The following is a 14,513-nucleotide window of genomic DNA, read 5'->3' as shown; positions in this document are numbered from 1 at the left end:
ATTTCGGGCGAATAATATAGAAGCCAAAGGAGTATTGAAATGCAACTTACAGGATCACAGATTGTTCTTGAGTGTCTTAAGGAACAGGGGGTAGACACAATCTTTGGATACCCGGGAGGAACAATCCTTAACATTTACGATGAACTCTACAAGCAGAGTGATAACTTCCTTCACATCTTAACCAGCCATGAGCAGGGCGCGGCTCACGCAGCTGACGGCTATGCAAGATCTACAGGCAAGGTTGGTGTGTGCTTTGCAACCAGTGGACCGGGCTCAACGAACCTGGTAACCGGAATTGCAACAGCCTATATGGATTCTGTTCCAATGGTGGCTATTACCTGCAACGTAAATCTCCCTCTTTTGGGAAAAGACACTTTCCAGGAGGTAGATATAGCCGGAATCACAATGCCTATCACCAAGCACGGCTATATCGTCAAGGATGTTAAGAACCTTGCTGATACCATCAGAAAGGCCTTTAAGATTGCAAGAAGTGGTCGTCCCGGACCTGTAATTGTTGATATTACCAAGGATGTTACAGCTAAGACCTGTGACTTCAGACCTGTTACAATTTCTGAAGAAGAGCCTGTCAAGAAGTACCACACCGATGACATCAATCAGGCAGTTAAGATGATAAAGGCTTCAAAGCGTCCCTTCATCTATGTAGGCGGCGGAGCTATCATCTCCAATGCATCAAAAGAACTTGCTGAATTTGCTAAAAAGGTTGATGCACCTGTATGTGATACCCTTATGGGAAAAGGCGCTTTTGACGGAACAGATAAGCTCTATACAGGTATGATCGGTATGCACGGAACAAAGGCTTCAAACCTTGGAGTCAGTGAATGTGACCTTCTTATCACACTGGGAGCGCGATTCTCAGACCGTGTTACAGGAAATGCCAAGACCTTTGCTTCTAAAGCCAAGATTCTGCAGATCGATGTGGATGCTGCCGAGATCAACAAGAATGTAAGAGTTGATTTCGCTATCGTAGGAGACCTTAAGAGGGTTCTTACAGCAATTAATGAGAAGCTTGAGCAGCTTGATCACAGCGAGTGGCTGGGGAAGATAGCAGATTACAAGAAGAAATTCCCTCTTGGCTATGATACAGACAAGCTCACCTGCCCATATATCATCGAAGAGATTGATAAGTTAACAAAGGGCGATGCAATTATTACAACTGATGTTGGACAGCACCAGATGTGGGCTGCTCAGTATTACAAATACAGAAAACCAAGGACCTTCCTTACATCAGGCGGTCTTGGAACCATGGGCTACGGACTTGGCGCATGTATCGGCGCCAAGGTCGGTAACCCTGATAAAGTCTGCATCAACATCGCAGGTGACGGATGCTTTAGAATGAACATGAATGAGATGGCTACTGCTTCAAGATACAACCTTCCAATCATCGAGGTTGTTATCAACAACCATGTTCTTGGAATGGTAAGACAGTGGCAGACTCTTTTCTATCAGCAGCATTACTCACAGACCATATTTGAGGATAAGGTTGATTACTGTAAGGTTGCTGAGGGACTTGGCTGCGAAGCTATCAGGATCACCAAGAAGAGCGAAGTCGCTCCTGCTCTTAAGAAAGCTCTTAAGATGGGTAAACCCGTTCTTCTCGATTGCATCATAGAAGAGGACGACAAAGTATTCCCTATGGTGCCTCCGGGAGCTTCAATCAGTGAAGTCTTTGATGAGAAAGACCTGAAAAACAAGAAGTGATCTAAACTGAGGAGATTATGAAAAAGGTATTTAAGAGAGCCTTTATAGGAGTGACAGCAATTATCGTGCTCCTAGCAGCGCTGTATTTTGCGCTTGGGCTGTATTACATGGGAGGTTTCCCATGCTTTACCTGGATAAATGGTATTTACTGTACCGGAAAATCAGTAAGTGAGGTCAATGCAGAGCTCCTTGAGAGCTCACCTTACGATGGGATTGCCATCATGGATAAATCAGGTGCCAGACTCTTTGTGAGTGCAGGTGACACTGATCTTACCATGGACTACAGAGGCGCACTCACAGAGGTATTTGAGAACATGGATCCTCTTAAATGGGGGATTTATGTGTTTAAGAACCTTACCTGTGAGTATGAGCCTGACGTAGCACTTAGTAAAGATAAGGTGGCAGAGCTGGTTTCCGACTGGGAGATATTTATCGACCCCTCTGACCTTAAGTGCTCAATTGAGAAGACAGCCGATGGCTATATTCTCGAGAATGCTTTTATTTCTCTGCCTGAGAAAGAAAAAATCGTTGATAAGGTTTATGAGTCAATGCTTAAAAGGCAGAGCGTTCTGGACCTTGCAGAGTGTGAGGACTGCTATAAAGAACTCGATGTAAGAAGTTCTGACCGTGATAAGGTGGAGGTCTTTACTAAGCTTGATGGCCTTCAGAACTGCAATATTACCTATGACCTTGAGGGAGTTAAGGTATCTCTTGATAAGGGTAAGGCAAGCAGCTTTATCTTGACTCAAAGGGATTACGATGCTGCGCTCGAGGAAAAGACAAGTAAGAATAATCCCGGTCTTGGCCATTTTATTATTGCAGGTGAGGAAAAAGAGCTTCCGGAAAAGGAAGATATCAAGATTGTTGAAGGCATCGTTACTGATGCGGAATATAATCCGATCGTGTCCGAGAGTAAGATTTATGCCTTCCTTAAGAACATTGCAGACTCCCACGACACATCCTGGATGATGGATGAGTACAGAAAGGGCGTCAGCAACACGATCATTGTAAATTCAAGCTCTAAGGGTGATGGTTCAATCTTTGATATAAAATCTGAGTTTGAATATCTCAGAGACCAGATGATGGCCGGGACACTTGGTATGCCACAGGAAAAGAGCCTTGCGCTCTCCGAGAATGCAGTTGTCTACGATGCAAATGAGAAGCTCGGCAAGACCTATATCGAAGTCGATATGGGTAAGCAGATGCTGTACTACTACGTGGACGGCGAGCTCAATATGGATATGCCTGTTGTTACAGGTAATGTTAACCGTTCACGTGGTACACCTACAGGAATCTATCCTGTATATAACAAGAGATATCACACTTATCTGCGCGGTGTAGACTATGTCTCATACGTTAATTACTGGCTCGGAGTAAACAAGGGCGTTGGCATTCATGATGCAAACTGGCGCAGCAAGTTCGGGGAAGAAATCTATAAATCCGACGGTTCCCACGGCTGCATAAACTGTCCTTATGATTCTGTAGAAGTCCTCTGGGATGTCGTAGACATCGGAACTCCGGTAATATTGTACTATTGATGAACTTTGATCCGGCAGCAAACGCTGCCGGATTATTTATGTAAAATTTACGGATGGCAGTAATAAAAACTTCGGGAAAAAGTGGATGAAGGTGCGCTTATAGTGATATATTAGTAGTATGAGAAGAATGCTTTTTCCTTTACTAATTTTATGCTTTTTAGCGGCAGGATTTAGTATCCCTGTCTATGCGGATGGCGAGAACGCAGAGACTGTAAGGATTGGTTATTATGAGAATGAGGTCTTCGAAGAAGGCGCTTCTCCGGATGCAGTTAAGACCGGCTATGCGTATGAGTATTACAGAAAGCTCTCGGAATATACCGGTTGGAACTATGAGTATGTCTATGGCAGCTTTGGAGATCTGTATGATATGCTGCTGTCCGGTGACATAGATCTTCTTGCCGGTCTTGCAAAGCGAGATGACAGGCTTAGTATTATTGGGTATCCTTCAGCTCCTATGGGGAACGAGGTTTATACCCTTGTCAAACATGATGATGACGAATCAGTCACATTCTCTCCAAATTCTGTTTCAGGGAAGAAAATCGGCGTACTTCAAAGTGCCATCGTTGATATCCTTGAAAACTACCTTAATGAAAACTCAATTAATGCAGAGATAGTTACTTTTGATGATTATGAATCTCTTTTTACAGCCTTTGATACCAAGGCTGTTGATGTTATGGCTGCTGAGGGTGATGGAGCCTATGGCCGTGAACATGCGGAGGTTATATGTACCTTTGGCACATCGGACTATTATCTGTGCGTAACGAAGAGTCGTCCGGATATTCTTTCGGAACTGGAAGAAGCCCAGAATATGCTTGCCATGGAAGAACCCAATTATGTGGCAAATCTGCAGAGCAAATATTATTCTTCAAGCGTTTCAAGTCACACATTTTCTAATGCTGAGAGACAGTGTCTTTCTGAAAACAAGACTCTGGAAATAGGGTATCTAAATGACTATCTGCCTTATAGCGCCACAGATAAAGACGGAAATGTAAACGGCATTATAAAAGACATAATCCCAAAGATGCTTGAAGACCTTGATATCAGGGATATTGAAGTGTCCTACGTTGGGTACGAGAGCTATGATGAGATGGTTGCTGCTCTTCGTGATGAAGAAATTGATGCAGGATTCCCTGTGGGCGGAGGACTTTACTACTCGGAAGTAAACGGCATTTATCAGTCGACTTCAGTTGTGTACTCGACCATGGAGCTGGTATACAAAGATGAATTCCATGAAGAGAGTCTTTCTAAAATCGCTGTAAATGAAAACAATCGAATGCAGTATTACTATGTACGCACTTACTATCCGGATTCTGAAATTATACTTTACCATGGATTTGATGCATGCCTGCAGGCAGTACTTAAGGGAGAAGCGGGCGTTACAACGCTTAACGGTCTTCGCGCGAACGAAATACTTAAAAACAGCAAGTACAAAGGACTATCATCCAGAACCTTAAGCCATTTGGATGACAGGTGCTTTGGTGTAAAGATTGGAAATGAAGGCCTTTTAAAGCTCCTTAATCACGGCGTAAAAGTAATAGGCGCGGATTATCCCAGTGATATAGCAAATAAATATTCAAAACAGCTTTACACATATACACTCACCGACAGATTAAGAGACAATATGTGGATATTCCTTACGATGCTTCTTATCATCGCACTTTTGGTGATCGCGCTTATCGTAAGGACTCTTATGCATGCACAGCAGGCGAATCGCATGAAGACAGATTTTGTCTCCAACATGTCTCATGAAATAAGGACTCCTATAACTGCAATTCTCGGCATGAATGAAATGATACAGATGGAGTCAAATGATGGAAATGTGCTCCACTATGCTGAGAATATAGAAAAAGCCGGGGAGAGCCTCCTTGGCATAATCAATGAAATTCTTGATTTTTCCAAGATAGAAGCAGGTCGTATGGAACTGCACAAGCAGAAATATTCGCTGCTTGAGTTTTTCAGCAGCCTTCACATGATAGTTTTAAATCGCGCTGAGGAAAAGAATCTAAACCTTATCATGGATATTGATGAAAGGCTTGTTTGTGAAGCTATCGGCGATGTGCAGAAGCTTCGTCAGATCTGTGCAAATCTTCTGACCAATGCCGTTAAGTATACCAAAGAGGGCGAAGTGAAGTTTTCTGCAAAAGTCCTTGAGCAGACCGAGAAGTCTTTTACCATGGAAGTTTCAGTCACTGATACCGGCATTGGAATTAAAGAAGAGGAGATGGACAAGCTCTTTTCCGCATTTGACAGACTTGACCTTGAGAGAACGAAAAACATTGAAGGTTCAGGGCTTGGACTTGCTATTTCGCGGAGCTTTCTGGCACTTATGGGGAGCGAAATAAAGGTTGAGAGTGAGTATGGAAAGGGCTCTAAGTTTTCCTTTACCATCGAGCAGGAGATATCAGATAAGACACCTATAGGTCCATACAAGCCACTGTATTTTGATGATAAGAGTGAACATAAAAAGAAGAGGGCAGCGACCTTTACTGCTCCGGAGGCTAAGATCCTCATTGTTGACGATACCCCTATGAATCTGCAGGTAATATGCGGACTTCTAAAGGGGAATGAAATGAATATTGAAACGGCGATAAGCGGAGATGAGTGCATTAAGCTCTTTGCGGACAAAGACTATGACTGCGTATTTCTTGATCAGCGAATGCCTATCCTTAGCGGAACTCAGACGCTGGAAATACTAAAAGATAAATACCCGGAAAAGGCAAAGAAGACTCCTATCATCTGTCTTACGGCCAATGTTCTTGCAGGAGGCAGAGAGCAGATGATCGCAAGCGGATTTACTGATTATCTGACTAAGCCGGTGACTCTGTTTGAGATGGAGAATATGCTCCTTAAGTATCTGCCGGAATCCAAGATAAATAAAACAAGGGCAAATCCCTGCAATGAAGAGGCTACTTCAGATGAGATCCCGACGCAGGTAAAGGCTATATGCGAACTTGATATCGAGAGTGGCATAGATTACTGCGGAGATGAAGAAGAGTATATGGAAGCTCTTAAGGTCTACGCTGCTTCAGTGACTGATAAGGCTTCCAAGATAAGGGGCTTTATCGAGAGCGGAGACTTAAAAAATCTGACTATGACTGCTCACTCTATTAAGAGCACTTCACGTGCTATTGGGGCAAAAGAGCTGTCGGCCCTTGCGGAAGAAATAGAGAAGAAGGCCGAGGGCCTAAGTGAAGAGGAAAGAAACGATAAGGTTTCTGAGTTCCTTACAAAATACGAAGATTTGGGAAATAAGATAGACAGTGCAATTGGCAGCATGCGATGAAGATGAGGAAAGCGCTATGCAGAAAAACAGAGTTATCAGTGACGAAATCATGACAACAATACAGTCCAAGGAAGGAATGACTGCGGTAGAATGGATCGCTGAGCAGATGCCGGGAGGTTTCTTTATATATCGTGCGGATGAGAGCATGGAGCTCTTGTACGTCAATCAGTCAACCTGCGAGATCTACGGGTGCGAAACTGTGGATGAATTCAGGGAGTTTACCGGAAACAGCTTTCGTGGCATGGTACATCCGGATGACTTTGAAAAAATTCAAAGTTCCATAGATGAACAGATTTCACAGCCGTCAAACAGAAGAAGTATTGACTATGTTGTTTACAGAATCATACAAAAAGACGGGACCATCAGATGGGTTGATGACTATGGGCATTACGCATCCCTGCCCGGGCATGGTGCTGTTTATTATGTATTCATAGAGGATATTACCGAGTACAAGATAGCTGAGAGAGAAAAAGAGAGGGCTGAGTCTCTTGCAACTGCACTTGAACAGGCAGAAGCAGCAAATAATTCCAAGAGTGCATTCCTATCCAACATGAGCCATGAGATCAGAACGCCCATAACTGCTATTCTTGGAATGAATGAGATGATCCAGAGAGAGACAGAAAATTCTACAATACTGGATTACTCAGAGAATATCCGTAAGGCAGGAGTAAGTCTTCTTGGAATCATCAGTGACATTCTGGACTTTTCAAAGATCGAGAACGGAAAACTCAGCCTTGAAAATGAAGAGTATTCCCTCTCATCACTGTTGGTGGATCTATATAATCTTGTGCAGTTCAGGGCAGAGGCAAAGGGACTTGAGCTTAACTTTTTGGTTGATCCTAAGCTCCCCGTGCATCTTTTTGGCGATGAGATAAGAATCAAACAGATAATAACCAATATCCTTACAAACGCAGTCAAATACACGGAAAAGGGCGGTGTTGATTTTGAGATAAAGCTTCTTGAGAAGCTTGATGATGCGGTTAAATTTGAGGTGGCAGTAGTGGATACCGGAATAGGTATCAGACCAGAAGACATGGAAAGGCTCTTTGAACCCTTTGACCGCCTGGATCTAAAAAAGACAAGAACCATTGAAGGAACCGGCCTTGGACTTGCGATTACCAGACAGCTCCTCTCCCTTATGGGCAGTGAACTTCAGGTGGAGAGTAAGTATGAGAAGGGCTCCAAATTCTCTTTTACCCTGACTCAGAAAGTATCGGACTGGACGGAGATAGGAGAATTTAACTTAGAGCCTCATGGCCAGGATACAGGAGCGGTAAAGAGCAAACATACACTGTTTACTGCACCGGGACTGGGAATCCTGGTTGTTGACGATACGCCCATGAATCTTCAGGTTATTGCAGGGCTCCTTAAGCGCACCAAGATCCATATTGATGTTGCTACCAGTGGAGCAGAATGTATAGAGAAGTTTGGAAAAGAGCATTACGACCTGGTATTTCTTGACTATCGAATGCCTCAGATGAATGGTATTGAGACCCTGGAGGCCCTTAGGGAGAAATACCCTGAGAAATATGAAAGTACGCCTATAATCTCTCTTACAGCCAGCGCTGTTGCCGGGGATAAAGAGAAGATGATGAGTGCCGGATTTACGGACTATCTCTCAAAGCCTGTTAACATCGATGAAATGGAACGCATGATGATCAAATATCTGCCTCAGGATTCTGTCATTTTATACGACGGCAAGGAAGAAGAGCCTGAGGATGATGAACTTTCTAAGCTTCCGAAGATTATCTTTGAGTATAAAGAGCTTGATCCTGAAAAAGGCGTTGAATACTGCGGAGATGTTGAGGATTATATCTTTGCCATCGAGACCTACTCCATGTCCATCGACACTAAGGCAGAGCAGATAGAGGATAATCTTAAGAATAAAGATCTTGATGCTCTTGCGCTCAATGTTCATTCGCTTAAGAGTACATCAGCAGCCATCGGAGCCTGCAAGCTTTCCGACAAGGCCAAGGAAATAGAGCTTGGAGCCAAAGCGGGAGATGTGGCTTTGGTGGAGAAAAATATCCCGGAGCTGCTTCGTGATTACAGGGCGCTGAAGGATATACTCGGCAAGGTTTTAAAGGACTACGAGGTAAAGGATGAGAGCAGCAGAGTCGCTCTTAAAGTAGTTGAAGAAGAAAGACAGCTCTTTCTTGCAAGAGCTCTCAAGGAAGCTGAGAAGGCCAATCTTGCCAAGACTATGTTTTTGTCCAATGTCAGTCATGAGATAAGGACGCCTCTTAATGATATTGTGGGACTATACAATATTGCGCTGCAAAAGAAGGATCTCGATGATGAGACCAGGGATATTATCTCACAAATTGGCGTCAGTGTAAGGCATACCATCTCGCTGATCAACGATATCTTAGAGATGAGCCTTATAGAGTCCGGCAATATGAAGCTCAAAAATGAAGAGTTTTCCTTCGGGAATCTTCTTGAGCAGATAAATACCATCACGGAATCAAAGTGTGACGATAAGAAAATTTCCTTTGACTGCAGCGTAAACGGACCTATTGATGAGCAGTATATCGGAGATGACTTAAAGATAAAGCAGGTGCTTTTCAACATTATTGAAAACGCCATCAATTTCACTCCGGCCGGCGGAAAAATCTCTTTTGACGTAAAAGAAGAAAAGCGCGGCGATGGAAAAGCGCTGATCTGCATGGAAGTTACCGACACGGGATCGGGCATTGATAAAGAATTCATGCCTCATCTGTTTGAGCCTTTTGCTGTAGAAGGTGAAGGAGTTTCCGGAAGAACGGGGCTTGGACTAGCCATAACGAGGAATATTGTCGAGATGATGGGTGGCACTATAAGTGCTGTTTCCGAAAAAGGAAAAGGGTCAACGTTTACGGTTGTAATTCCGCTTGGAATAAGCAGTGATAGCGAAACCGTCAAAGACTCTTTTGATCCTACAAGCGTACGTGCTCTTATCGTAGATGATGACGTTACAGCCTGCGAGCATGCGAAGATGATACTCCACAGAGTGGGAATTGAGTCTGAGTATGTGCAAAGTGGCAAAGAGGCACTTGCTATGAGCAAGAATATTCCGGGGCTTAAGCCTGCGTTTAACCTGATGCTGGTGGACTGGAAGATGCCGGGCATGGATGGTATTGAGCTTACAAGACGCATGAGGGAGATTTACAGCAAGGATGAAGTTGCGATAATCCTCACAACCTACAACTGGTATGAGGTTATGGAGGATGCCTTTAGTGCAGGTGTAAACGGCTTTTTGGCAAAGCCAATGTTTGCAGGGAATATCAAAGAAGAGCTCTCCAAGATACTGTCGGAACATAAGAAGGATCAAAAGAAATCCAGCAAAGCATCGGCTCTGACAGGAAAGAAGGTCATGCTTGCGGAGGACCATGAACTAAATGTAAGGATCATGGAACAGCTCCTTAGGTTAAACGACATCGAGGTGGATGTCGCCCATGACGGAGAAGAGGCACTAAAGCTCTTTGAAAGAAGCACACCCGGGACCTATGATGCAATCCTTATGGATATCAGGATGCCGAAGATGAACGGACTTGATGCTACTAAGGCAATCAGAGGACTTTCAAGGCCTGATGCAGCCGGAATTCCTATCATTGCACTTACTGCCAATGCACTGGCTGAGGACATTCGCCGGTCGTTTGATGCAGGTATGAATGCGCACCTTGCAAAACCCATAGAGCCGGATGAACTGTTCTCAGTGCTTAAGAGTCTTTTGTAAAAAATACATCACAAATGGAGGGAAGATATGAGTCGTATTTTACTTATTGATGATGATGAAGATATGCTGGCTATGACCGGAAGGTGGCTTGAAAAGGGTGGTTACGAGGTAATGAAGGCTGCCTCTGGCAAGGAAGCTCTTTCTATGATGGCTTCAGATAAGCCGGATCTTGTGCTCCTTGATTATGCGATGCCCGAAATGGATGGACCGGCGGTACTTGCAGCAATCCGCTCAAATCCTGATATAAAGGATATCCCCGTAGTCTACAGAACCGGTATGGATGACAGCGACTGCGAGGGTAGCGGTGATGTTAAGCCTGACGGAATTGTATCTAAGTCAGAAGGCAGGCCTTCGCTTATGAAGGCTGTTGAGGCGATTCTTGGGTAGGAGGATTCTTTTATGTTTTGGGTAGTTGTTGTAGATGATGATGTGGAGAGCCTTGAGCATATTTCTTCCATTCTTACAAAGAAAGACATGAAGGTTACAAAACTCTCATCCGGAAAAGAGCTTCTTAACTATGTAGAGGGAATGGTTCCGCTACCGGACCTGATCCTGTTGGATGTCTATATGGATGAGATGGACGGCTTTGAGACCTTAAAGGCATTTAAGGAAAAGCCTGAGGGTGAAATTCCTGTAATCTTTCTGACGGGCGATGAGGATCTTAAGACTGAGGCAGATGGCCTTCATCTCGGAGCTGTAGATTTTATAAGAAAGCCTGTAGTTCCGGATATCCTTTCCATGCGCGTAACTAAGACCATCGAATTTGAACGTCTTAAAAATCAGCTGGCAAGGGAAGTTGAGAAAAAGACCCAGGAAAATATAAGACTTACGCTCCATGTGGTTCAGACTCTTGCTGAGGCAATTGATGCAAAGGACGCCTATACCAACGGCCATTCCGGCAGAGTTGCTGCATATTCAAAAGAGATCGCCAAGAGATACGGATATGATGAAAATCAGCAGGATGAGATCTATATGATGGGGCTCTTGCACGATGTTGGGAAGATCGGAGTCCCGGACTGGATCATCAATAAGACATCCCGTCTTACGGATGAAGAGTTTGCTGAGATCAAAAAGCATCCGGTAACAGGAAATAATATCCTTAAGAGGATCAAGGAAATGCCACAGCTTGCCTTTGGAGCAAGATGGCACCATGAGAGAGTGGATGGCAGAGGATATCCTGACGGACTAAGAGGCAACGAGATTCCAGAAGAAGCAAGGATCATTGCAGTTGCCGATGCATATGATGCCATGACCAGTAACAGAAGCTATCGTGAACCCATGCCACAGGAAAGGGTCAGAGGCGAAATTGAAAAGGGAAAAGGAGCTCAGTTCGACCCCATATTTGCTGATATAATGCTTGAAATGATCGACGAAGATACGCAGTATGAGATGAGAGAAGGGACTCAAAAAGAGGCTGTCCTTCGTGAAACTTCTTCTGAAGAAGCAATACTTCACATGGATAATCAGTATGTTCTTCCTGAAAAACTTTTGGGGCTAGAGCAGCTAAATACAGATCTTGGAATTTATCTTTGCGGAGGAATTGAAGATTACTTCGAGATACTTTCTGTTTTTAAAGATTCCATTGATTCCAAGTCGGAAAAAATTGAAAATGCATGGAAAAACGAAGCCTATGATACCTACACAACTTTGGTTCATTCTCTGAAAAGTTCTGCAAGAACAATCGGCGCGATCGAGATTTCAGATCTTGCCAAAAACCTTGAAAGTGCAGGCAAAAACGGCGAAATTGATATTATAGAAAAAGAGACTCCGATGCTCTTGGAGATGTACAGAGAGTTAAAAAATCATCTCTGAAATAATTAAATAACACATATTATGGAATGACGATATTGACAAAAATCTTTTTGCGTTTACAATGAAATTTATAGTTGCAAACGCAAAAAGATTTTTTTGATTAGGAGGAGATTTAAATTGTCACGAGTTTATAATTTTTCAGCTGGTCCGGCAGTACTTCCGGAAGAAGTTTTGAAACAGGCTGCAGCAGAAATGCTTGATTACAACGGATGTGGAATGTCTATCAACGAGATGAGCCACAGATCCAAGACCTTTGACAACGTTATTCAGACTGCCGAGCAGGACATAAGAGATCTTATGAACATTCCTGACAATTACAAGGTTCTCTTTTTACAGGGCGGAGCAAGCCAGCAGTTCGCAGCTGTTCCCCTTAACCTTATGAAGAACAAGAAGGCCGGCTATATCATCACAGGACAGTGGGCTAAGAAAGCTTACCAGGAAGCTCAGAAGTATGGCGAGGCTGTAGAGCTTGCATCAAGCGCAGACAAGACCTTCTCATATATTCCTGATTGTTCTGATCTTGATATCGCAGACGACCTTGACTACGTATATATCTGCGAGAATAACACAATCTATGGAACCAAGTTCAAGACTCTTCCAAATACAAAGGGCAAGATCCTCGTATCTGACGTTTCATCATGCTTCTTATCAGAGCCTGTAGATGTATCCAAGTACGGTGTTATCTACGGTGGTGTTCAGAAGAACGTAGGACCTGCTGGTCTTGTTATCAGCATCATCAGAGAAGACCTCATCACAGATGATGTTCCTTCATACACACCTACAATGCTCAAGTGGAAGACTCAGGCTGACAACGGCTCTTTATACAACACTCCTAACTGCTGGAGCATCTACATGTGCGGTCTTGTATTCAAGTGGCTTAAAGAGCAGGGCGGTCTTGCAGAGATGAAGAAGAGAAACGAAGAGAAGGCTGCAGTTCTTTATGATTATCTTGATCAGAGCAAGATGTTCAAGGGAACAGTAAGAAAGGAAGACCGTTCACTTATGAATGTTCCTTTCGTTACAGATTCAGACGAACTCAACGCCAAGTTCATCGCTGAGGCAACAAAGGCCGGATTCGTAAGCCTTAAGGGCCACAGAACAGTAGGCGGTATGAGAGCAAGTATCTACAATGCAATGCCTATCGAGGGTGTTAAGAAGCTCGTAGAGTTCATGGACAAGTTTGAGAAAGAGAACGCATAAGGAGGAAGAGATGTTCAAATATAAGTGCTTAAATCCAATCGCGAAGATCGGTCTTAATAATTTCAATGAGAATTACAACGCAGTAGACAACGTAGATGATGCAGACGGTATTCTCGTAAGAAGTGCCAACATGCTTGAGATGGAGTTTTCCAAGAACCTTCTTGCAATCGCAAGAGCAGGTGCCGGTGTCAACAACATTCCATGCGACAAGTGTGCTGAGCAGGGTATCGTTGTATTCAACACACCCGGAGCTAACGCTAACGGTGTAAAAGAGATGGTTCTTGCTGCTATGCTCATCGCAAGCCGTGACATCATCGGCGGAACAGAGTGGGTTAAGGCAAATGCCGGAGATCCTGAGATCGCCAAGCTCACAGAGAAGTCAAAAAAGAAATTCGCAGGAACCGAGATCTTTGGCAAAAAGCTCGGTATCATCGGTCTTGGTGCTATCGGTGTCCGCGTAGCTAACGCTGCAAGACAGCTTGGTATGGAAGTTTACGGATATGATCCATATCTTTCAATCGACGCTGCATGGAGACTTTCATCAGATGTTAAGCACGTTACAAACGTAGACGACATCTATTCAAAGTGCGATATCATCACAATCCATGTTCCTGCTCTTGATTCAACAAAGGGAATGATCAACAAGGATGCCATTGCCAAGATGAAGAAGGGCGTAATCCTCATCAACCTTGCAAGAGATATTCTCTGCAACGAGGCAGATGTTCTTTCAGGAATCAATGCCGGCAAGATCAGAAAGTACGTAACAGACTTCCCGAACCCTGTAATCGCAGGTCATGACGGATGTATTGTTATCCCTCACCTTGGAGCATCAACTGAGGAATCTGAAGATAACTGTGCTGTTAAGGCTGTTCTCGAGCTCAAAGACTATCTTGAGAACGGTAACATCAATAACTCAGTTAACTTCCCAAGCTGTGATATGGGAATCTGCAGCAAGCCTCGTGTAGCTATCTTCCATAAGAATGTAGCTAACATGATCAGCCAGTTCACAACTGTTCTTGGAACTGCAGGCATGAACATCTCAGATATGACCAACAAGTCAAAGGGTGATTATGCTTATACTCTCATCGACCTTGAGGATACAGTTACAGATGAGATCGTTAAGAAGCTTTCAAAGGTTGACGGCGTAATAAGAGTAAGAGTAGTAAGAAAAGACGTCTAAATCTATATTAAAGTGGTATGATAACAGGAGAGATTTTGAAGGTTCAGGATCTCTCCTTAAATTTTG

The 14,513-nt window shown here is 43.7% G+C and carries 8 protein-coding genes; all 8 read left to right on the top strand.

The window, feature by feature from the left end; all coding sequences use genetic code 11:
• Positions 1-39 precede the first annotated feature (39 nt).
• The 8 genes from ilvB to G632_RS0101550 all read left to right on the top strand — a co-directional run bounded on the left by ilvB (position 40) and on the right by G632_RS0101550 (position 14,447).
• Positions 40-1,719: a biosynthetic-type acetolactate synthase large subunit gene (ilvB, locus tag G632_RS0101585; protein WP_022767280.1), complete on the top strand. Its 1,680-nt coding sequence runs from the start codon at positions 40-42 to the stop codon at positions 1,717-1,719.
• Between the two features lie 17 nt (positions 1,720-1,736).
• Positions 1,737-3,257 carry a L,D-transpeptidase gene (locus G632_RS0101580; protein ID WP_022767279.1) on the top strand — a complete coding sequence of 507 codons (1,521 nt, stop codon included), beginning with the start codon at positions 1,737-1,739 and terminating at the stop codon, positions 3,255-3,257.
• 118 nt (positions 3,258-3,375) lie between these two features.
• Positions 3,376-6,540, top strand: a complete 3,165-nt coding sequence (locus tag G632_RS20835) for an ATP-binding protein (RefSeq protein WP_081647034.1) — start codon at positions 3,376-3,378, stop codon at positions 6,538-6,540.
• 16 nt (positions 6,541-6,556) lie between these two features.
• Positions 6,557-10,255 carry a response regulator gene (locus tag G632_RS20830; protein WP_022767277.1) on the top strand — a complete coding sequence of 1,233 codons (3,699 nt, stop codon included), beginning with the start codon at positions 6,557-6,559 and terminating at the stop codon, positions 10,253-10,255.
• A 27-nt stretch (positions 10,256-10,282) separates the two neighbouring features.
• Positions 10,283-10,642 carry a response regulator gene (locus G632_RS0101565; RefSeq protein ID WP_022767276.1) on the top strand — a complete coding sequence of 120 codons (360 nt, stop codon included), beginning with the start codon at positions 10,283-10,285 and terminating at the stop codon, positions 10,640-10,642.
• 12 nt (positions 10,643-10,654) lie between these two features.
• Positions 10,655-12,067 (top strand): HD domain-containing phosphohydrolase, encoded by a 1,413-nt coding sequence (locus G632_RS0101560; RefSeq protein ID WP_022767275.1) that lies wholly within the window; start codon positions 10,655-10,657, stop codon positions 12,065-12,067.
• 117 nt (positions 12,068-12,184) lie between these two features.
• Positions 12,185-13,267, top strand: a complete 1,083-nt coding sequence (serC, locus tag G632_RS0101555; RefSeq protein WP_022763793.1) for a 3-phosphoserine/phosphohydroxythreonine transaminase — start codon at positions 12,185-12,187, stop codon at positions 13,265-13,267.
• Between the two features lie 10 nt (positions 13,268-13,277).
• Positions 13,278-14,447 carry a phosphoglycerate dehydrogenase gene (locus tag G632_RS0101550; RefSeq protein WP_022767274.1) on the top strand — a complete coding sequence of 390 codons (1,170 nt, stop codon included), beginning with the start codon at positions 13,278-13,280 and terminating at the stop codon, positions 14,445-14,447.
• Positions 14,448-14,513: the final 66 nt, after the last annotated feature.

The organism is Butyrivibrio sp. NC2007 (genome assembly GCF_000421405.1).
GTDB lineage: Bacteria > Bacillota > Clostridia > Lachnospirales > Lachnospiraceae > Butyrivibrio.
Note: the sequence above shows the minus strand (reverse complement) of the source record. Positions and strands in the feature narration are given on the sequence as shown.